Genomic DNA, 20,790 nt, shown 5'->3' with positions numbered 1-20,790 from the left:
CGTATCAGCGCGAGCGGTCCCGTAACCGCGTTGCAATGAACTTTTCTGCTACAGCTTGAGTCCACTGCGCTACTTTCCGTTGCGGTACTTAGGAGGAACAGTGATGCTGAACAGACTTAAAGCCGCGTTGACCGAGGTGTTTCAGCTGGGGGACACAAACGCTGGCGTGGTGCCGCAAGACGAAGTTTCCCTGGCATCGGCAGCGCTGATGGTAGAGGTGATTGCGTGCGACTACGAAGACCGGCCGCAGGAGCGGGAGGCATTACTGGCGATCGTGCAGCGCAGTTTCGGGCTCAATGCCGCAGACGCCGCGCAACTGCTGCAGCAAGCTGAAAAAGCACATCAGCAGTCCACCGACTACTTTCGTTTTACCTCACGCCTCAACGAGATCTGCACGCCGCGGGAAAAGGTGGCGCTGATCGAAAATCTTTGGCACATCGCCTTCGCCGACGGTGAACTGCATCATTACGAAGAGCATGTCATTCGCCGCATCGCCGACCTGATTTATGTGTCCCACGGGGACTTTATAGCCGCAAAACTCCGGGCCGAAACGCCGAGCTGACGGCTTGGCGGCTGGCGGAAAGGCCGCCCAATAAATGCAGATCCGGTGATCCGTGATGCAAGCTAGCTCAAGGCCAAGCTGCAGGAAGTACAGCTAGGGGAGGGTGTGCAGATGCTGTTCTACCAGGTCGCCGTACTCAAGAGTACCGACGTCGATCAGCCGCATAATTTGGCGAAGTGTGACGGTGGAAAAAGCGTAGCGCGAGCATCATACAAGGCCTGGCAGCAATGCTGGGCCTTTGTCGTTGTGCGCCAGGCATGGCGCGTAGCGCCTTGATTGGCGCTGTTCCGGTACGCGTGGTGGCGGCCGGATGACTTGGTGGTGAAAGTCCACTATCGGCCCGGCAAGGGGAACGATTAGCCGAACGGCAAGGGTGTCCACCGCGAGGTGGAATCTGAAGGAAGCCGAAGGCAAAGCACTGGCCCGACGAACAGAAATCGCATAGGAGGCGGTCGCCGTGGGTGAGGAGGCAATTATCTTCAAAGCCCCATTCTTGCACGGAAACGGTGGACGTAAATGCGGCGGGTATAAGTGTGAAGGTCACGTGTCTTACCCTGGGAGCTCTGCTGTCCTGCCTCTGGCTACGGCCGTCGCGAGGCGGCCGGATGGGATAGCAGATGTCAGCAGACGCCATAGTAGGTCTGTTACCGCAGACTGAAGGGCTGAACATGTCATACGAATCGGGAGCTCTGTGCCTTGATGACCCTGAACATCGCAGATACAGCCGCTGAAAAGGCGCTGCTCACCGACGCGGATGGCGGGCGGAACCCGTCAGAGTCCCCGGCTGAGGCGATGCCGGTCACAGCGGAGACAGACGCACTTCCGAGCGGGGCCGATGTCGATCTGATGTCGGCGGTACTGGCGCGTGGCAATATGCTGCGGGCCTTCGATCGGGTGCGCCGCAACAAGGGCGCCCCCGGGGTTGATGGCATGACAGTGGCGGCGCTCAAGCCCTACCTGCAACGTCATTGGCCCCAGATCAAACAGCTACTGCTGGACGGGCGTTACCGTCCGCAACCGGTGCGCAAAGTGGAGATCCCCAAGCCCGGTGGCGGTGTCCGTATGCTGGGCATTCCCAGTGTCCTCGACCGCCTGATCCAGCAGGCATTGCATCAGGTACTGAGCCCAGTGTTCGAGCCGATGTTCTCGGCGCACAGCTACGGCTTCCGTCCGGGCCGCAGTGCCGCGCAAGCGGTCCAGCAAGCCCGTACTTATATGGAAGAAGGTCGCCGCTGGGTGGTCGACGTCGACCTGGAGCAGTTCTTTGACTGTGTGAACCACGACATCCTGATGTCCCGGGTTGCACGCAGGGTCAAGGACAAAGGGGTGCTGAAGCTGATCCGGGCCTATCTTCAGGCCGGCATTCTTGAGGGTGGGATAGTGGCAGCGCGGCAGGAAGGCACGCCGCAAGGCGGCCCGCTCTCGCCGCTGCTGTCCAATATCCTGTTGACCGATCTGGATCGGGAACTGGAGCGCAGAGGGCATCGCTTCTGTCGTTACGCGGATGACTGCAACATCTATGTGCATAGTCAGCGAGCCGGCGAGCGTGTTCTGGCTTCTTTGACCGGATTCCTCGAGACGCGCCTAAAGCTCAAGGTAAACCGTGCCAAGAGCGCGGTGGACCGGCCATGGAAGCGCAGCTTCCTCGGTTATACGGTCGACACGCGCCAGCGGAATATCCGCTTGAAGGTCGCCGAAAAACCACTTGAACGGCTGAAGAGCGCCTTGAAGCTGGCGTTCCGCAAAGGCCGGGGACGGAAGATCTACCGGACGGTGGAGATGCTGTCCCCGAAACTGCGGGGCTGGGTGAACTACTTCCGACATGCGGACGTGAAGGGGGTCTTTGAGCAGCTGGACGGCTGGATCCGCCGCCACCTGCGCAAGATCCTGTGGCGTCAGTGGAAGCGCCCGTTTGCGTATTCCGGCGAAGATGAACACCGATTCCGGACGAACGTGAACACCTGATTTCTCAACGCATCACGCCTTGGGATTATTAGCTCAGGTGTTCATCTTCGGTCAACTGCCCGAGGATTTTTCGCATCGACTCGCCCTTCAACTGAAGGCGGTGCGCGTTGTGCATCAGCCGGTCCAGGATAGCATCCGCCAGGGTGTTGTCGCCGATGCTGGCGTACCACTGATCGGTCGGCAACTGGCTGATCACCAGCGTCGAGGTCTGACCGTGGCGGTCGTCCATGATCTCCATCAGATCGTTGCGGTGGGCCGGCTTCAGTGGCTCCAGTCCCCAGTCGTCGATCTGTAGCAGCTGGACCTTCGCCAGCTGCTTGAGAAGCGCGTGGTAGCTGCCGTCCGCCTTGGCCTGAGTCAGTTCCAGCAGCAGGCGCGAGAGCCGGTAATAGCGGACACTGTAGCCCCGCAGGCAGGCGCTGTGGCCCAACGCACAGGCCAGGTAGGTCTTGCCGCTGCCGCAGGGTCCGGTGATCAGCAGGTTCTGGGCCCGCTCGATCCAGTCCCCCTGCGCCAACCGGGCGACTTGGGCCTGACTGACGTTACGCGGATGCTGGTAGTCGATGTCCTGCACGGTGGCGCTGAGCTTGAAGCGTGCCTGCCGTACCAGGCGCTCCTGCTTGCGGTGGTCCCGGCTCAGGCTTTCCTGCTCGACCAGCAGGCCGAGCCGCTCGATAAACGGCAGTCCCTCATAGGTGCCGACCTGTTCCAGCTGGGTTTGCAGGGCGCGGGCCATGCCGCCGAGTTTGAGGTGGCGCAGCTGCGCCAGAGTCTGAGTGCTCATGGTTTTTCCTTGGGTGCGTGAAGGCGTTAGTGGAAGCTGTGGGGGCCACGGATGTTTTCGTGCTGCTGGGACAGCTCGGTCTGGAGGTTGACCGGCTCCGGCACCCGGTCACGGTTGCTGTGCAGGATCGATTTGATCTGCTTCAGACGGATCAGGCCTTCCCGGTTGGCGATGCCGCAGGCGGCGTCCAGCCGTGTGGCCGGATAGTCCCGGCTGAGGTTGAGCAGCCCCAGGCAGACCCGGTAGGCCTGCTCGGGATGGGCCTTGGCTGCCAGCTGCTCGGCCACCCAGACCAGCACCTCGGGGCCCATGTCCTTGGCCCAGTTTTTGAGTCGGCCGGGCGTCCACTGCTGCTGTTTCTGGTGGCGTTTGGGCATGTGACTGGCCTCAGTCGTGGTGCCGGGCCGGTGCTTGCGCGGGTGGGAGGCGACCGGCCGTTGCCGGAAGTACAGGGTGATCAAGGTGTCGCTGGCATGCAGTTCCAGGGTCTCGCCCACGTATTGGTGCGGTACCGAGTAGTGATGTTGCTGGTACTGGACGTGGTAGTCGATGTTGACCTTGACCGGCTTGATCGCCACATAGCGGTAGGGATGACTGGGTAGCGGCCGCAGCGCCGACCGGTCCAGCTGTTCGAAGGCCTGCCGACGATTGCCCGGCAGTTGCTTGAACGGTTTCTGGTTCAGCTCCTCCAGCAAGGCGCGGATACACTGGTTGACCTCGGCCAGCGAGAAGAAGCTGTGGTGGCGCAGGCGGGCCAGGATCCAGCGCTCGACGATCTGCACACCAACTTCGGCCTTGGCTTTGTCTTTCGGCCGGTACGGGCGCGCCGGCACCACCGCGACCTGGTAATGCTCGGCCCAGTGCTGGTAACTCGGGTTCAGGTCCGGGTCGTAGCGACAGGCCCGGCTGACACCGCTGCGGAGGTTGTCGGGCACCACGATCTCGGTGGCTCCGCCAAAGTACTCCAGCATCCGCACATGACTGCCCAGCCAGTCCGGCAGTGACTGGCTCAGGGTCGCTTCGGCATAGGTGTAGTTGGAGGCCCCGAGCACCGCCACAAACACCTGCGCCTGGTGCACCTCGCCGGTGCTGGCGCAGATGATGGGCACCGTCGGCCCGCAGTAGTCGACGAAGCACTTCTCGCCGGCCCGGTGCGTCTGGCGCATCGACCGCTTCTGCTGACCGCACCAATGGCGGTAACGGTCGCAGAACTGGGAGTAGCTGTAACAGCGGTTGGGATACTGCTGGGTGTACTCCTCCCACAGCAGCTGCTTGGTCATGCCCTTGCGCTTGAGTTCCTGATGGAGGGCAGACCAGTCGGGGACCTGGTAACGGGTCGAGGGAGCTGTGTCGGCACTGGGATAGAACAGCCGCGCCAACTGGCTGTCGTCCAGCTCGTCGGGCAAGGGCCAGGCAAGCCCGAGCTCATCGGCTTTGTGCAGCAGCTTCTGGATGGCCCCGACACTGATTTTGGTGCTGTCCTTGATCTGTCGGATCGACAGCCCGGCGGCAAGCCGCAAGCGGAGAACGTCTCGGATTTTACGCATTGTGATCCTCTTAGCCGGCATAGCCTCTCCCTGAAAATGCGGAAAGGTTACCAAATAAGTTTAAATATCAACGCGTTAAGAAATATTCCGGACAAACGTGAACACTGATTCCGGGAAGATGAACAGTGATTCCGGTGCCGTGAACGGCGATTCCGGAAATCCGGCAAAAATGTTCACCTTGGGCCGGAACAGGTGTTCACGTTGAACCAGAATGGGTGTTCACGTTCCGCCGGAATGGCTGTTCACGATGGGTCGGAATATGCACCGTTCACCCGCGCCAAGATGCTGATGCGGTTGGGGTTGTCTGAAGAACGCGCGTGGCGCAGTGCCACCAATGGGCGGGGCCCGTGGTGGAACTCAGGCGCCTCGCATCTGAATCAGGCGCTGCCAAAAAAGGTGTTTGATCGAATCGGACTGGTATCGCTAATGGCTCAATACCATCGGCTCAAAAGTATGACATGAACCGCCGTATACGGAACCGTACGTACGGTGGTGTGAGAGGACGGAGGCCGCGAGGCCTCCTCCTACTCGATTTGCGGTTTCTTTCATAACAGCCGTCCTGTTCAGGACTACCTGCGAGGCGGTTTTCACTGTCGACCCAAAGGTGCCTGGATGCGCGAATCGCTGCGACGGTGTACTCAGTTCTCACTGGTATTGGGAGATGAAATGCTTCAATATCAAGATATTACGGATTGGTGGCTGTAGTGTTTTCGCACGGCAAACACATTAAAACGCATGCACGTTTTCAACGGAGGAGAATGGCTGTGTTATCTTAATATTATCTATTGCGCAGGCACGCCGATAAATATTTGACTAAAGGAAGATCATGAGCAACATCACTTTTGACCGCCAGACGGTGAATCAGGCGCTTCAGAATAAATACAGCCTACCTACGTACCAAAGAGACTACAAATGGACAGAGAAGCAGTTCAGAGAGCTTCTTACGGACCTCCAAGGAGCTTTTCTAGATAACTATTCCTCTGATCACGGGCGTAAAGATGTCGGCTCCTATGAAGACTATTTTCTAGGAACCATTATAACCACTTCGGTGGCAGATGGAGTAAAGTCAATTATCGACGGTCAGCAGCGTCTGACTACCATCACACTCCTTTTGTCTTGGTTCCAACGGAAGAAATTGACTGACCCTTCGCTTAGCCTTGCGGATCTGGACAGCCTCATTCGCAGGGAGTTATGGGGAGATAAGGATTACAATCTATCATTTGATGGACCTAGAGCACAGTTATTCAACCTGCTTCTCGATGCTTCGGTGAAGGATCAAGATTTATCGTCCAATGTGGAGTCAGTTCAAGGCCTAGATCAGAGCGGAAAGCGCCTCTTTGATCTTTTTGGAAGTATAGAGAACTATCTGGATAGCCAGATACTTGAGGGATTACTTCCATTCTTTTCTGACTTTGTTGTGAACAAAGTTCTTCTTACTGAGATAGGCGTTCCTAGTGAGCAAGATGCTCATAGGGTGTTCGTAACAATGAATGACAGAGGCCTAAAGCTCAGCCCTATAGATCTACTCAAAGGCTATCTTCTGTCCAATATAAATGACGACCAAGCGAACTCTGAGTCGCATGAACACTGGATCGAAACCGTTAGCGGTCTTAAGAAAATATCGTCAGAAGAAGATAGTCAATTTTTGAAAACTTGGCTTAGATCTCAATATGGTGAATCGATTCGTGGTAAAAGCCGTGGGGATTCTCCAGGAGACTTTGAGGTGATAGGTGATTCGTATCATCGCTGGTTGATTGATAACCGCGAGCGTATTGGGCTTAGTAATAGTGATGACTTTCAACAGTTGATATCGGAAACAATGCCATTTTATGCAAAAATATATACGAAAGTAAAGGCAGCCGAATCAGGCTGGTCTACCGCCTTTCCCCATTTATTCTATAACGGATCCAGAAACCTAACCTTGCAAGCAATGTTAATACTCGCATCAATAAAAATAGGGGATACAAGTGCTGACGTAAATACAAAAATAAAGCTTGTCTCTTTTTTTCTAGATGTTTTTGCTACGAGCCGAGTGATAAGTGGCAAAGATAATACGTACGATAACGTAAGAGACAGCATATTTTATTTCGCTAAAAAAATACGAAATCTTGATGTTGATAGTCTTCGGTCTACATTGAAAGACGAGGCCAGTAAGTACGTAGGCGATATAAATAATGTTGCGGAATTATCATATGGAAGAGCAAAACGGCAAGATATTCTGCACATATTGGGTCGCTTCGGAGAGTTTTTAGAAAACATCTGTTCCCAAACTAACTCTGTTAGATTTTCTGGCTATATAGATCGCTCTCTAGGAGCAAAAACTTTCGATATAGAGCATATATTATCTGAAGTCATTGAAGAATCTAAGGCCGATGCTAGTGAAGACTGGGATTTTTCAAATGACTCAAATTATTTACAAAGAAGAAATTATCTCGGAGGGTTAGTCCTTCTCCCTCGGGGGCGTAACAGATCTCTAAAATGTAAACCTTACTCCCAGAAACTAGGTGTCTATGCGACGGAGAATGTTCTTTGCCAGAGTCTGACGGCTCAGTTCTTTGAGAACAACCCTTCTGCGCGCGAAGGATTGATTCAGGCGGGGATATCTGTAAATTCAATCGCGAAATTTGGTGATGCAGCGATCACAGAGCGCGGAGAACTTTACCAACAGGTTGCCAAGACTATCTGGTCCACTTCGAAATTTGACACAGTTTAAAGACTTCGATTCGAATCTGACTAAAGCCGAAAACAGTGCCGTTGAGTTAACGGGAAATGAGGGCTGGCTTCAACAGCGTGCTCCAACCGAACGCTAAAGCGGCGGCTGGAGCATAACCTTGCAGTGATAGTGTAATGCTCGCTCTGTCCCGAAAGCGTACGTACTTTCAATAAGTAGACATGACCACCGCCACCGACCGGCTTTTAACTTCAGGAGCCTCTGGCATATCAACTCAACCTATCACACAACTGGTAATGCGGAGAATGAGGGTCAGGTCTTTTGCCTTGGTGTCGTACCGGAGGGGCAAAAAGCAAGATTTGACCCTGTGAACTTTATTCATCAGGGTGCTTTGACAGAATATCCTCTTTGGTAATCGTTGTAGCATCACCAGTCAGCACTGTATCAAGGTCTCCCACGCGGAGCATGGCGGCCCCTGGAAATTATTCCCCAATGGGCTGCTCGCTTGCCGGCTTGATTCGACGTTCCAGTACTAGCCCTCGAAGTTCCGGTCGCAGCAGAGTCCCGAGAGCCAAGCCTGCAGAATATTTCGTTTTCGAATTAATGACTCCATCCTCTCAGGGTTTGGAGTCTGCGATCAAGACAGGTCGATTTATAAACAGAAATATTTTTAGCCTCCAGTCTACTTATATGCCTTATCTTCAAGTAGCTTGATATGCCGGCGCAACCTTTGTGCAGATATTCTAACTTGAGTGATTTGTGCTTTCTTGTCCGGATCCTGACACACTCTCTCGCGTGCGATCAACAAACTAACCACCTTAGGTAAATTACTGGGATCTTTGCAAATAGCTTCCAATTCTTCTACCATAAATTCTAGTTTTTCACACGCATCTTGGGCTGCATACATTTGTTCGTGAGCCTCGATAACTTTACTGGTTTCCTGTCTTTTTGCAGCTAATACCTTAGAAGGAAAAGACATGATTGAAAATGATCCAAGCGTCATAAAAAAAGATACTGTCGCAAAGATATTATGGATCGTCTCTTTACTAATATTTATTCCTATTATATCCAATGGAAGAAGAGAAAGGACTGAGTAAAAGCCCATGCTAAAAACTAAAAACCAGCCTATCAACCTCAAAAAAGCTATCAGATAAGATAATGGCCCTCCATCTCTATTTTTTGAGTAAATCGTATCTGGTGTATCCTTGTACGTACTATAAAAGTAATAAGCAAGGCTTAGTAGTGATAAAAATCCAATAGAAAGACCGAGTACACCGATTATATCGAATTTTATCAATGTTATTCTCCAAGATTGATGGCCATAAAAATAATCAGTCTGCGACCTATGGTTATTGAGATTCCCTTGCTCTGTGTTCTTGGCCAAGGCTCGTAATATCGTTAGTTCGACTTGGCTCCGTTTCTTAATCGCTCAGACCGACTTGCTTGTCTTCATGACTGCGAAAACTTGCTCACGAATGAGCATCCCGGGGACAGTATACCTATTTATTGAGCCTATGAAGTCACCTCTATGGTGCAAGGAATGGGAGTCACTCTTGGTTGAAGTAGATTGTCGCCCCTGGCACTGTTGGTGCCGCAGAAATGCTTCGACGCCCTGGTCTGTCCAATGGGTACGGACCCGAACTCAACATCACCGCCCCGCCAATATGGCAGAACGACCATCCCCCTTATGAGCAGAAAATTGCTCCTGCATTATCTGGCTACCGGCCATCTCTGGCCGTATGCCGGCGAGCACTGAAGGCATTGTGCGATCAGGCCCGAAGGGGCGATACAGGGACTGTATCGACGCCGATTAGCACATGGATGTGCGTTAGCGGCGCCCGCACAATGGCTGCAGCGCGCAGCGAAAAGGCTTAATTGGGGCGCGCTTTCTTTGGTTACTTTCTTTCGCGCGAGCAAAGAAAGTGACGCGCCAGCAAGGCGCAAAATGAACCGTCAAACTACCGCAAAATGTCCGCTCCGCTCAGTGCCGAAGGTGAACTGACTTTTCAATAGTAGACATAGCCGCCACCGACCAGCATTAAATATCGGATTTCCATTTCAAACTCAACTCAACCTATCCCGCAACTGGTAATACAACATGCCGGCGACCAGCGCCGGCCAGCGCAACAGGGTGCCGCCGGGGAAACCTGGGCTGGGCACGCGGGCCAGAATATCGAAGCCTTCAGACGAGCCGCTGATGGCATCGCTGATCAGCTTGCCGCCGAGCGTCGCCAGGGCGATGCCGTGGCCGGAGTAGCCCTGGGCCACATAGAGGTTCTGGTCGAGGCGGCGAAAGAAGGGCATGCGGTTGCGGGTGATGGCCAGGGTGCCGCCCCAGGCGTAGTCGATGCGGGTGCTTTCGAGCTGCGGGTACACCTGCAGCAGGTGTTTGCGTACAAAGGTGGGAATATCCGCCGGGAAGCGGCTGCGGTAGTTTTCGCCGCCGCCGAACAGCAGGCGGTGGTCGGCTGTAAGGCGGAAATAATTCACCACGAATTTCGAGTCGGCCACCGCCACATCATCCCGGATCAGGCTGCGGGCGAGGTCTGCGCCCAAAGGTTCTGTGGCCAGAATAAAGTTGTTGATGGGCATGATCTTGCCGGCAATGCGCGGCTCCAGCGCCCCCAGATAACCATTACAGGCCAGCACCAGGGTCTTTGCCCGTACCGAGCCCTGGGCTGTGTTTATCTGGGCGTTCTCGTTGCTACTGCCTTCATGTTGGTAATCAAGCGCACGGCTGTTTTCAAAGATCTGTACGCCCTTTGCCCGGGCCGCCTGGGCCAGACCCAGAGCGTAATTCAGCGGATGCAGATGCAGCGCATCTGTAAACAGCTGGGCACCCTGGTAGCGTTCGGTGCCAAGCATAGTGCGCAGCTCGTCCCTGGGTACAAAACGCAGGCCCTGATAGCCGTAGTGCTGCTGCAGATGCTCGGTTTCGCGCTGCATCGGGCCTACATGGGAGGGCTTGAAGGCCGAGTGCAGGATGCCGGCTTTCAGGTCGCAATGGATCTTGTGGCGTGCGATCAGATCTTTTACCAGCGCCACCGCCTCAACGGACAGCTCCCAGAGTTGCTGTGCATGTTCGGCTCCGAGCCAGGCTTCCAGTTCATGTTGGCCCAGGTTCAGGCCGACGCACACCTGGCCACCGTTGCGTCCCGAGGCGCCCTGGGCCACGCGGGCCGCTTCCAGTACCACCACGCTATAACCCTGCTCGCGCAGATGCAGCGCCGTCGACAGACCGGTGTAGCCGGCGCCTATGATGCAGACATCGGCCTGCACTTCGCCCTGCAGTGTCGGCCAGGGTTCAACTGAGTGAGCGCTGGCGGCGTAATAGGAGGCGGCAAAGCCGGTGTCGTGCATAGGGTCCGGGTCTCCTGAAGGGAGGGCAGAAAAACGCTTTCTTATCAGCATACTATGGCCATAAATCGTCTGTTTGACAGCTCCCTGGGCAGAATCTTGTCATACACTGAAATGGGTATGGACACTTATCCGGACGGTGCGCGATGGATACGATTGAGCAGTTTCTGCAGCAACACAATATAAGCGAGATTGAATGCCTGGTGCCGGACATGACCGGCAATGCCCGCGGCAAGTTTCTGCCCACGCGCAAGTTTATCGCCGAGCAGAATGCCCGCCTGCCCGAAAGCATTCTGATCCAGACGGTGACCGGCGACTGGTCCCGCGAGCACGACCAATTGGTGGACCCTGCCGACCGGGACATGGTGCTGCAGCCGGACCCGACCACGCTGCGCCTGGCGCCCTGGGCCAAGGAGCCGACGGCCCAGCTGATCCACGACTGCTACGACATGCAGGGTGAGCTGCATCCGCTGGCGACCCGCAGTGTGCTGCGCCGGGTGCTGGCGCTGTACGAGGCAGAAGGCCTGAGGCCGGTGGTGGCGCCGGAGGTGGAGTTCTACCTGGTGCAGAAGAATCTGGACCCGGACTACGAGCTCAAGGCGCCGATCGGGCGCTCCGGCCGTACCGAGAGTGCGCGCCAGTCCTACAGCATCGATGCGGTGAACGAGTTCGACCCCATTATCGATACCCTGTACCGCTACTGCGAACTGCAGCAGCTGGATGTGGATACCCTGATTCACGAATCGGGCGCCGGCCAGATGGAGATCAACTTCAAGCACGGCGATGCCCTGGCGCTGGCTGACCAGGTGTTCACCTTCAAGCGCACCCTGCGCGAAACGGCGCTGCAGCACGATATCTACGCCACCTTCATGGCCAAGCCGATGGAGCATGAACCCGGCAGTGCGCTGCATATTCACCAGAGCCTGCAGGATATCGCCAGCGGTGAGAATATCTTCGCTACCCCGCAGGGCGGCCTCAGCGAGGCGCTCTATCACTACCTGGGGGGGCTGCAGAAGTACGTGCCGGCGGCGATCAGCTTCTTCGCCCCCAATGTGAATTCGTACCGCCGTTTCGTACCGGATATAGCCGCGCCCATCAACCTGCAGTGGGGGCTGGATAACCGCACCACCGGCCTGCGGGTGCCCCAGAGCACGCCCGAATCCACCCGGGTCGAGAACCGCTTTGCCGGCGCCGATGCCAATCCCTACCTGGCCATCGCCCTGTCGCTGGCCTGTGGCTATCTGGGGCTTAAAGAGCAGTTGCAACCTTCGGCCCCCACCCAGGGCAGTGCCTATGGCGCCAACAGCCGGGTCGAGATTGCCCGCACCCTGGAGGAGGGGCTGCGGCTGTTATCAGGTTGCGAACCGCTGCAGGCGATCCTGGGTGAGCGTTTTGTAAAAGCCTATGTCGCGGTAAAACTGGCGGAATACGAAGCCTTTAACAAGGTCATCAGCTCCTGGGAACGTGAGCATCTGCTGCTGCGAGTCTGATCGTTTTTCGGTGCGGCAGGCTCCGTGATCGGTGCTCGGGTTAGCTGTATCCACTGCGTGCTGGCAAACTGCTTAACGCCTGTAAACTGCGCCAAAAAGGCGTAAAAACCTCTTAAAATCCTGCTCCATGCTGATCTTTATATAGTCCTTCTTGCGTCTCCTCTGGGCCCTTGCAGGGGGCGTTCTGCCGTGGCTTTCCGCCCGTGTCCTGTTGCTGTTCCAAGCCCTGGGATCATGCTCCCGAGCTGCGCCTTGTCGGGTGCGGCACCAATTCGAACAGATGTTTAAAATAATGTTGCTAATGATAGTGATTCGTATTTAGTATAAAAGGCATCGAGTTCGGGAGTCTGTCCCGAGCCTGTTCCCGGGGTCTGTCTGGCACTGATACCCGGGAACCCAGTCAGCAACGCATCGCAACGGAGCTCAAGGAATGTCGGGTCAGATCATCTTTATTGCCCATCTAGTCACCGAAGTGCTCAATGAGGGCTTCTTACCCGCCGCCCGGGCACTGGGGCTGTCGCCCGTTATTGTCACTGACCTTGCCCGCGAGCATCGTCAGCATTTTGCCGAGGAGGGGCGAGAAGCCTATCCCGACGCCATCCTGGCGTGCGATGTGTTCAATCCGCTGGCGCTGATCGAAACACTGCAGGAGGCCGATATTGCACCGGTCGCGGTGTTCTCCCATAGCGATCATCTGCAGACCTCGACGGCGCTGGTGGCCGAGTACTTCGGTTTGCCCGGCAAGGACTGGCGGGTGTGTTATCGCGCCAAGAACAAGGCGGCGATGCGCGCCCACCTGGCATCCCTGGGGGCTGAGCCTTTCTGGTATCGGCTTGTCGCAGCGCCCTCGCAGCTGGAACCCCTGCTGGCCGACTGCCCCTATCCCTGTGTGGTCAAGCCACGGGAGGGGGTGGCGAGTCTGGATGTTAGCCTGGTCCAGTCGGCCGCCGCACTGAGGGACTGCTGTGAGCGACTCTGGGAACGCCAGCCGGGGCAGCCATTGCTGATCGAGGAGTATATCGAAGGCCCCCTGTATACGCTGGAGACGCTCGGCGATGGCGAGCGGCTCGAGGTGCTGGGCGGGTTTCGGGTAGAGCTGTCGGAGCCGCCGCATTTTGTCGAGCTGTCGGCACGCTGGGGGCTGGATCTCGAGGATGCCGATCTGCAGAGCGTTGTGCGCATGATCTGCGACTTCGGCGTGGGTTTTGGCTCCTGTCATACCGAGTTCGTGCAGACCCAAAAGGGGCCGCGGCTGATCGAAATCAACTATCGCACCATCGGTGATGGTCGCGAGTTTCTGCTGGCCCAGGCGCTCGATTTCCCATTGTTTCGCACCCTGCTGCAGCTGCATCTGGGGCAGCCATTGCCGCTGCTGGCAGGGCCCGATAGCCGTTTGCTGATTCAGTATATTCGGGCCACGCAAGCCGGGCGCCTGACGCAGACGCCGGCGGCGTTTCGCCATGACTGGGCCGGGGGTTTTGTTGATTTCCGGCCCTTGCGCCGGGCCGGCGAGCAGCTGGAACTGAGTCATTCCAACAAGGATTACCTGGGCGTGATCCGCGCGCTGGGTACCTGCGAGACGCAGCTGCAGGCAAGGGTCGAGGATGCCCTGGCCGGGCTCAGCTGGGAGCTGGAAGCATGAGCATTGTAAGCCTGGACGATGCATCTGATTACATCTTTGCCCGGGTGCTGGACACGCTGCTGCGCGAGGATGTGCAGCAGTTCAGCAGCCGGGGCCGGCAGGTCAGCCCAGAGTCGGTGGGTCACGCGGCTGCACAGGATGGCGGCGACTGGTGGCATCTGGCGCACCTGGCCGCCGGCGAGCTCTGGATTCCGGTGCAGGCCAGTGCTTTTATGCAACGCTGGCGTTACCGGCAGGGCCCGGTTATTGCCCGTCCCGCAGGCCGTGATGACCCCCTTGAGCTGACGAACTGCGCGGCGCTGCTGGAGTGGCTGAGTGCGGGGCTGGAGCCCTCGGAGCTGGAACACTACCGTCATTTTGCCATTGAGTGCCGCGAGGCCGCATTGCACGGCCTGCGTTGTCGCCAGGCGCAGCAGGATTATTTCAGCGCAGGCCGCGATCAGTCCCAGGGCGAGGGCGGCTGGGCACAGCGTTTTCTGCATTACGACCGGCTGGCATCCTACCTCGACCACCCCTATTACCCGACCGCCCGGGCCAAAAGCGGCTTCAGCGTTGAAGACCTGGAGCGCTACGCGCCTGAGTTCCAGCCCCGCTTTCAGTTGCGCTGGCTCGCGGTGCCCCGCGCTTTCTGTCAGGCCTCCCGGGCGGAGGAGCCGCACTGGATTCCCGACTTTGCCCGGGTGGGGTTGAGCGAAACCCTGGCGGCGGACTACCGCCTGATACCGGTGCATCCCTTCCTCTGGGACCAGGCGCTTAGGCCGCTGCTGCAGGACGCCGGTCTTGATCAGCAGGTGATCCGGGCACCCGGGGCCTGTGTCGAGGTGGTGCCAACACTGTCGGTACGCAGCCTGATGCTGCTGGAGCGCCCCGGCACGCATATCAAGCTGCCACTGACGATCCGGACGCTCGGCAGCCGCAACATTCGCACCGTAAAACCCAGCACCATCGGCGATGGCCAGCGGGTGCAGGACCTGCTCGGCGCCATTGCCCGGCAGGATGAGCAGCTGCAGGGGCGCCTGCTGCTGACGGACGAAAGCCTGGGGGCCCATGTCGATGGTCACAGCTTTCTTGGTTACATCCAGCGGCTTTACCCGCAGGAGGTCACGGACGGCACCCTGGTGTCGGTGGCGGGCTTGCTGGCGGTCACCCCTTCGGGCTGCCGGGTGTTCGAGGAGCTGAGCGGGCGTTTTTACCAGGGCGATACGCGGGCATTTCTGCGCCACTACCTGGACCTGACCCTGGCGGTGCATGTCACCCTCTGGCTGCGCTACGGCATAGCGCTGGAGTCGAACCAGCAGAACTCGATGCTGCTGCTCGGCCCGGCCGCAGGCAGCATGCGGCTGTTGCTCAAGGACAATGACGCCCCGCGTATCGAGCGTGAATCGCTGGCGGCCCGCTGGCCGGAGCTGTACCGCCATGTCGAGGGGCTGCAGGATCAGCGCATCTGGAGCCAGGACCCCCTGGCGCTGGGGCAGATGTTCACCACCATTACGCTGCAGCTCAATCTGGCGCCGCTGATCGAGGGCATGGTGCAGCTTAGGTATGGCGAGCGTCGTGAGCTCTATCGTCTGCTACTGCAGGCGCTTGAAGACAGTCTGGCGGCCCTGCCTAACGAGGATGCCACCGAGCTGCGCCGGTTGTTGCTGGAGGACGACAAGCTCTACGCCAAATACTTGTTGACCGCCGGGACGCTGCAGAGCAAGTCGCACTCAGGGGCGGCGGACATCAACAAGTTCTATGGCAAGAGTGCGCCTAATTTCCTGTGGGAAGCGCTGTGACCGGTTCCGAACGCCGCAGGATCGCGGTGGTGATGCTGTGTCATTTTATTGCCGCGCTGGCGGCGCTGGGCATGCCTCCGTTCTTTGCGCTAATCCTGCTGCAAAGCTTTGACTCGACCCAGACTCAGCTGGTGGGCTGGTTCTATATTCTGCCGACACTCTGCACGGCCCTGGCGGCGCCCTGGTGGGGGCGCTTTGCCGATCGTTACGGCACGCGCCGGTCCTTGTTGCGGGCCCAGCTCGGGCTGGCGCTGGGCTTTCTGCTGGCCAGCCTGGCACCGTCACCGCTGCTGTTTGCACTGGCGCTGATGGTGCAGGGTCTGCTGGGCGGAACTTTTGCCGCCTCCAGCGCGCATCTGGCATCCCTGGTACAGGGCGCAGGTCTTGCCCAGTCGCTGAACTGGATGCAGGGCTCCGCCCGTGCCGCCCTGGTGGTGGCGCCGGTGTTGTTCGGCTGGCTGATCGGCTTTGTCGCACCGCTCGAACTCTATGGCTATCTGGCCTTGCTGCCGTTGCTGGCGGCGCTGCTACTGCTGCTTGCCCTGCCGGCCGGGGCGGCGGCGAGCCCGGTCAGGCTCGGAGATAAGACGGCGGCGGCGGTGCAGGAACAGGTGTCCGGCGCCTTGCTGTTCATGCTGCAGTTCGGCTTTTCCTTTGCCTGTGTTATCGGCTTTCCCTATTTCATCGCCGACATGCAGCTGCGCTTTGCGGCCCTGGATGCCGTCGAGCTTGCCTGGCTGTTCAGCCTGCCACACCTGGTCTATCTGCTGCTGGCACCGGGCCTTGGCCGCGGGCTGCGGCGGTGGTCGGCGGTACGCTGTCTGCAGGTCGCCTTTGCCGTGCTGGCGCTCAGCTACTGGGGCCAGTACCTCGCCGACAGCCTGGTGGTGCTGATTGCGCTGCGGCTGCTGATGGGGCTGGCCATGACGGCCTGTTTCGTGGCGCTGCACCGCCTGATGAGTGCCTCCAGCGGCCAGCGGGCCGGCGGGCTGTTCGGGCGTTTGGATGCAGCGGCCAAGTGGGCCGGGGTGGCGGCGGGTCTCTGTGCCGGTGCCCTGAGTGGTCTCCTGGGTCTCAGCAGTCCGCTGCTGGCCGCAGCGCTGGTGCTGCTGACCCTGAGCCTGCTGCTGCAGGGCGGATTTCGTAAACACCACTTTATTCATGCTGAAAGGAACTGAGTATGTCTGAACAATCTTCGGCGCTGGCCTATAGAACCCAGCACCGCCAGGATCTGGCCGGGTCCCACTCAATAGCCGCGCTGCTGAACTGCTACTGTCGCGAGGTGGCGGCCCCGGCCGGCCTGCTGCAGCTGGATACGCCCTTTGGCAACAAAGGCTGGCCGCTGGCTCTGCGGCATTCGCAGCGGGTACAGCACGGTCATATCCTCGAGATCCGCCTGAGCCGCACGCGGGTCCGCATCCTGGTGGCGGTGGCGAGCCCGTCACCGACCCTGAATTACGACTATATCTCCGCGCCCTACGGCGGTGGTTTTGGCAAACCCTGGCAGGCGCTCGACTGGCGGCGCCTGGCGCAGCTGCTGCTCGCCGAGCTGGCGGGCCGTTATGACCAGGCCGTCAATACCGAACTGCTGCAACAGATTGGCAACAGCGTGCAGGTCATGGCCGAGTTTGTTGCCCTGGGCGAGCGGGAGCACGACTGGGGCCTGGGGGCGGCGGCCTACCTGAGATCCGAACAGGCGCTGACCTTCGGCCACGCCTGTCACCCGACACCCAAGAGCCGTCAGGGTATTGGTCTGGAGGCCATTCGCCAGTATTCGCCGGAAGTGGGCGCCGCCTTTCAGCTGCATTATTTCGCCGTGCGCGCCGAGGACCTGAAACAGCGTTCACTGCTGGCTGCGCCCGCGATCGAGCTGCTGGCGGGCCAGCTGCCGGGCATCGTTGTGCCAGCGGGCTATCGGCTGATCCCGGTGCACCCCTGGCAGGCGGGCCATATCCGTGGGCTGGCGCCGGTCCAGCAGGCGTTGCAAAGCGGGCGCCTGCTGGACCTGGGGCCGGCGGGGGAGGTCTGGTACCCCACGGCCTCGGTGCGCACGCTGTACCGGCCCGGTGCAGATTTCTTCCTCAAATGCTCACTGCATGTGCGCCTGACCAACTGTGTACGCAAGAACGCCTGGTATGAACTGGAGGGCGCCGTGGGGCTCAGCCAGCTGCTGCAGCGTCATGCTGGGGCCCTGACCGAAACCTTCCCGTCGCTAACCCTGATGGCCGAGCCTGCCTTCGTTACCGTGGATTTTCAGGACCAGGAACAGGCGCAGCGCATCGAGCTGCAGGAAGCTTTCGGGCTGATCATGCGCAGCAGCCCGCACTGGCCGCAGGGCGAAGCGCCACTGCTGGCCGGGGCGCTCTTTGGCGACAGCCTCAGCGGTCATGTTCAGAGCCGCTATCAGGTGGAGCAGCGTGCCCGCCGCCATGGCCTGTCCTATGGGGAAGCGGCGCTGGAGTGGTTTGTCGCCTACGTCGAGCAGCTGGCGCATCCCATGCTGTATGCACTCTGCCAGCTGGGGGTGGTGTTCGAACCGCATTTGCAGAATGTAGTGGTGGGTCTGCAGGACGGGCTGCCGGCGCGGCTTTATATCCGCGACCTCGAAGGCACCAAGCTGGTGACGGGCTACTGGCCGCAGGAACGGCTGGCGCAGCTGCCGTCACGGGTGCGTCAGTCGGTTGAATATTCCGCCGAGCAGGGCTGGCAGCGCGTCGCCTATTGCCTGTTCATCAATAACTTCAGTCAGGCGGTGTTTTACCTGGCCGCCGGCAGTCAGGCGCTGGAAACCGCACTGTGGCGCGGCCTGGCACTCAGCCTGGAAGATTATCAGCGGCGCCATGGCAACGCCTGTTCCGGCGAGCTGATCGCCCGGGTATTGCAGGGTGAGCCCTGGCCCAGCAAGACCAACCTGCTGAACCGGGTGCTGCAGCGGGCGGATCGCTGCTCGGAATACGTACCCCTGCCCAGCCCCCTGAAAAACCTCTCATCGCTGTAGCACACCGGAGTTTCCATGGAGTTTCGTTTCAACGAGGTTGCGGCCGTTGCCGCCCGTCTGCAGGCACAGAGTACCGATCCGGTCTGTGCCTATATCTATGACCTGCCGGCGCTGAGGCGTCATGTACAGTCACTGGTGGCCTCGCTGCCGGCCAACTGCGAGATGTTTTACGCCGTTAAGGCGAACGCCGAGAGGCCGGTGCTCGCAGCGCTTGAGGAGCATCTGCACGGATTTGAAGTCGCCTCTGGCGGCGAGATTGATTGGGTGCGCGAACAGTTTCCCGAAGTGCCACTGATCTTTGGCGGCCCCGGCAAGCTGGATTCCGAGCTGTCCGGCGCGCTGCAGCAGCGGGTCGAGCTGATCCATGTGGAAAGCCTGGCTGAGCTGCGCCGTCTGGCGGTGCTGCTGCAGGCACAGGGGCGGAGTCAGGCGATACTGCTGCGCATGAATCTGGCGCTGCCGAACCTGCCGCAAACCACGCTGACGATGGGGGGCAAGCCGACGCCGTTCGGCATAGATCCGGTCGATCTGCCGGCCTGTATCGACTTTATTAAAGACCATCCGCAACTGCGCTTGCGCGGCTTTCATTTTCACCTGGTGTCGCACCAGCAGGATGCCGCGGCGCATCTGGCGCTGCTGGCAGACTACTTCCGCCAGGTGCGGCGCTGGCGTGAGCAATACGCGCTGGAGATCGATCAGATCAATGTCGGCGGTGGCATTGGCATTAACTACCGTACGCCTGAGTCCCAGTTCGACTGGCCACTGTTCAGCGCCGGTCTGCATCGGCTGATCGAGGCGGAGCAGGTAGCGGCTTACCGCATTCGCTTCGAGTGCGGCCGCTACCTGACATCGCCCTGCGGCTATTACCTGATGGAGGTGCTGGAGCTCAAACGTACCCATGGCAGCTGGTTTGCCATCTGCCGTGGCGGCACGCATCATTTTCGTACCCCCGCCGCCCAGGGGCACAGCCATCCCTTCAGGCGGCTGCCGCTGGGCGCCGGCGACAGGCTTGAAAACGCACAGGTCACGGTGGTGGGGCAGCTCTGTACGCCCAAGGATGTGCTGGCGTCCCAGGTCGAGGTTGAGGCGCTGGCGGTCGGCGATCTGCTGCTGTTCAGCCTGGCGGGCGCCTATGCATGGAACATCTCCCATCAGCAGTTTTTGCGCCACCCCGCGCCGCTGATGCATTTTATTGATGAGCCGGAGGCGGGCTGATGCTGCAGTTGAATCCGCTAAAACAAAAGCTGGCGGCGGGGGACGCGGTCTGCGGCATGCTCAATTCGGTGCCCAGTCCCTGGCTGGTGGAGATGCTGGGCTACGCCGGTTACGACTTTGTGATCCTTGATATGGAGCACCTGAGCGTCAATCCTGAAACCCTCGAACATATGATTCGGGCGGCGGAGGCCGCCGGCATTGCGCCCCTGGTGCGGGTTCCAGGTGTCGATCCGGGCGCGATCCAGCGCGCGCTGGATGCCGGGGCCCTGGGGGTCGTGGTACCGCGGGTGAATGATATGGCTGAGGCCCAGGCCGTGGTTGCGGCGGCGCGCTATGCGCCACAGGGGCAACGCGGCGTTACCGGCGGGCGCACGACCGGCTTTGGCACCCTGGCGCTGGGGGACTATCTGGTACGGGCCAATGACGAAATACTGGTGGTGCTGATGATCGAAACCCGCAGCGGGGTTGATAATCTGGACGCCATTTTGCAAGTTCCGGGTGTGGACTGGATTCTGGAAGGGGCCATGGATCTGGCGCTTTCCTATGGCGTCGGGCCGAACGTCATGCACGCGGATGTGCAGCAGGCGATTGCCACAGTGGCGCGCAAGACCCGCCTGGCGGGGGCCCGGTTCTGTGCCATACCACGTGCCCCCGGCCAGTTCGAGCGTTGGCGCGAGGCGGGCGTCGATACCTTCCTGCTGGGGGAGGATCGCGGCATTCTGTTTCGGCGGTTGCGGGAATACCGCGATTCTTTTGAGTGTTAGTGCACTGTTGCCCATGG

At 58.9% G+C, this 20,790-nt stretch carries 14 protein-coding genes; 10 read left to right on the top strand and 4 right to left on the bottom strand.

All coding sequences use genetic code 11. The features are described from left to right. Nucleotides 1–103: 103 nt before the first annotated feature. Nucleotides 104–562 carry a tellurite resistance TerB family protein gene (locus tag A8C75_RS22650; protein ID WP_067386792.1) on the top strand — a complete coding sequence of 153 codons (459 nt, stop codon included), beginning with the start codon at nucleotides 104–106 and terminating at the stop codon, nucleotides 560–562. Nucleotides 563–1,261: 699 nt separating this feature from the next. Further along, the gene (ltrA, locus tag A8C75_RS22645) at nucleotides 1,262–2,527 is read left to right on the top strand and encodes a group II intron reverse transcriptase/maturase (RefSeq protein WP_067386790.1); all 1,266 of its coding nucleotides are present in this window, start codon (nucleotides 1,262–1,264) and stop codon (nucleotides 2,525–2,527) included. A gap of 28 nt (nucleotides 2,528–2,555) precedes the next feature. Here ltrA and istB read toward each other — a convergent pair whose 3' ends face one another. Both istB and istA read right to left on the bottom strand, forming a co-directional pair. Continuing rightward, complete coding sequence (gene istB, locus A8C75_RS22640; RefSeq protein ID WP_067382463.1) at nucleotides 2,556–3,311, bottom strand: IS21-like element helper ATPase IstB; 756 nt, start codon at nucleotides 3,309–3,311, stop codon at nucleotides 2,556–2,558. Nucleotides 3,312–3,337: 26 nt separating this feature from the next. Then, the gene (gene istA / locus A8C75_RS22635) at nucleotides 3,338–4,879 is read right to left on the bottom strand and encodes an IS21 family transposase (protein ID WP_067382466.1); all 1,542 of its coding nucleotides are present in this window, start codon (nucleotides 4,877–4,879) and stop codon (nucleotides 3,338–3,340) included. Between the two features lie 805 nt (nucleotides 4,880–5,684). Here istA and A8C75_RS22630 point away from each other — a divergent pair. Continuing rightward, entirely contained in the window at nucleotides 5,685–7,571 is a 1,887-nt protein-coding gene (locus A8C75_RS22630; protein ID WP_067386788.1) for a DUF262 domain-containing protein, read from the top strand. 640 nt (nucleotides 7,572–8,211) lie between these two features. Here the strand turns inward: A8C75_RS22630 and A8C75_RS23745 are convergent. Together A8C75_RS23745 and A8C75_RS22620 are read right to left on the bottom strand one after the other, a co-directional pair. Beyond that, nucleotides 8,212–8,826, bottom strand: a complete 615-nt coding sequence (locus A8C75_RS23745; protein ID WP_157890351.1) for a hypothetical protein — start codon at nucleotides 8,824–8,826, stop codon at nucleotides 8,212–8,214. Between the two features lie 767 nt (nucleotides 8,827–9,593). Then, a complete protein-coding gene (locus A8C75_RS22620; RefSeq protein WP_067386784.1) occupies nucleotides 9,594–10,889 on the bottom strand; it encodes an NAD(P)/FAD-dependent oxidoreductase in 1,296 nt (431 codons plus the stop codon). 143 nt (nucleotides 10,890–11,032) lie between these two features. Between A8C75_RS22620 and A8C75_RS22615 the strand changes: the two genes are divergently transcribed. The 7 genes from A8C75_RS22615 (at nucleotide 11,033) to A8C75_RS22585 (ending at nucleotide 20,773) form a co-directional block, all read left to right on the top strand. Beyond that, complete coding sequence (locus tag A8C75_RS22615; RefSeq protein WP_067386782.1) at nucleotides 11,033–12,376, top strand: glutamine synthetase family protein; 1,344 nt, start codon at nucleotides 11,033–11,035, stop codon at nucleotides 12,374–12,376. Between the two features lie 430 nt (nucleotides 12,377–12,806). Continuing rightward, nucleotides 12,807–14,018 carry an ATP-grasp domain-containing protein gene (locus A8C75_RS22610; protein WP_067386780.1) on the top strand — a complete coding sequence of 404 codons (1,212 nt, stop codon included), beginning with the start codon at nucleotides 12,807–12,809 and terminating at the stop codon, nucleotides 14,016–14,018. Then, entirely contained in the window at nucleotides 14,015–15,796 is a 1,782-nt protein-coding gene (locus tag A8C75_RS22605; protein WP_067386779.1) for an IucA/IucC family protein, read from the top strand. The genes A8C75_RS22610 and A8C75_RS22605 overlap by 4 nt, the downstream gene beginning before the upstream one ends. Next, entirely contained in the window at nucleotides 15,793–16,974 is a 1,182-nt protein-coding gene (locus A8C75_RS22600; RefSeq protein WP_067386777.1) for an MFS transporter, read from the top strand. The genes A8C75_RS22605 and A8C75_RS22600 overlap by 4 nt, the downstream gene beginning before the upstream one ends. A gap of 2 nt (nucleotides 16,975–16,976) precedes the next feature. Continuing rightward, entirely contained in the window at nucleotides 16,977–18,794 is a 1,818-nt protein-coding gene (locus A8C75_RS22595) for an IucA/IucC family protein (protein WP_067386774.1), read from the top strand. Between the two features lie 15 nt (nucleotides 18,795–18,809). Next, a complete protein-coding gene (locus A8C75_RS22590) occupies nucleotides 18,810–20,009 on the top strand; it encodes a type III PLP-dependent enzyme (RefSeq protein ID WP_067386772.1) in 1,200 nt (399 codons plus the stop codon). Further along, on the top strand, nucleotides 20,009–20,773 hold the full coding sequence (locus A8C75_RS22585; protein ID WP_067386770.1) for an HpcH/HpaI aldolase family protein: 765 nt from the start codon (nucleotides 20,009–20,011) through the stop codon (nucleotides 20,771–20,773). Before A8C75_RS22590 ends, A8C75_RS22585 begins: the two co-directional genes overlap by 1 nt. The last annotated feature ends 17 nt before the right edge of the window (nucleotides 20,774–20,790 follow it).

This window comes from Marinobacterium aestuarii (assembly GCF_001651805.1).
In the GTDB taxonomy this organism is placed as follows: Bacteria; Pseudomonadota; Gammaproteobacteria; order Pseudomonadales; family Balneatricaceae; genus Marinobacterium_A; species Marinobacterium_A aestuarii.
This window is presented reverse-complemented; position numbering and strand designations above follow the sequence as displayed.

Coding starts and splice junctions, on each gene's coding strand:
- A8C75_RS22610 (WP_067386780.1), top strand. CDS start 12,807: ATGTCGGGTCAGATCATCTTTATTGCCCATCTAGTCACCGAAGTGCTC.
- ltrA (WP_067386790.1), top strand. CDS start 1,262: ATGACCCTGAACATCGCAGATACAGCCGCTGAAAAGGCGCTGCTCACC.
- A8C75_RS22595 (WP_067386774.1), top strand. CDS start 16,977: ATGTCTGAACAATCTTCGGCGCTGGCCTATAGAACCCAGCACCGCCAG.
- istA (WP_067382466.1), bottom strand. CDS start 4,879: ATGCCGGCTAAGAGGATCACAATGCGTAAAATCCGAGACGTTCTCCGC.
- istB (WP_067382463.1), bottom strand. CDS start 3,311: ATGAGCACTCAGACTCTGGCGCAGCTGCGCCACCTCAAACTCGGCGGC.
- A8C75_RS22590 (WP_067386772.1), top strand. CDS start 18,810: ATGGAGTTTCGTTTCAACGAGGTTGCGGCCGTTGCCGCCCGTCTGCAG.
- A8C75_RS22605 (WP_067386779.1), top strand. CDS start 14,015: ATGAGCATTGTAAGCCTGGACGATGCATCTGATTACATCTTTGCCCGG.
- A8C75_RS22585 (WP_067386770.1), top strand. CDS start 20,009: ATGCTGCAGTTGAATCCGCTAAAACAAAAGCTGGCGGCGGGGGACGCG.
- A8C75_RS22630 (WP_067386788.1), top strand. CDS start 5,685: ATGAGCAACATCACTTTTGACCGCCAGACGGTGAATCAGGCGCTTCAG.
- A8C75_RS22620 (WP_067386784.1), bottom strand. CDS start 10,889: ATGCACGACACCGGCTTTGCCGCCTCCTATTACGCCGCCAGCGCTCAC.
- A8C75_RS22650 (WP_067386792.1), top strand. CDS start 104: ATGCTGAACAGACTTAAAGCCGCGTTGACCGAGGTGTTTCAGCTGGGG.
- A8C75_RS22615 (WP_067386782.1), top strand. CDS start 11,033: ATGGATACGATTGAGCAGTTTCTGCAGCAACACAATATAAGCGAGATT.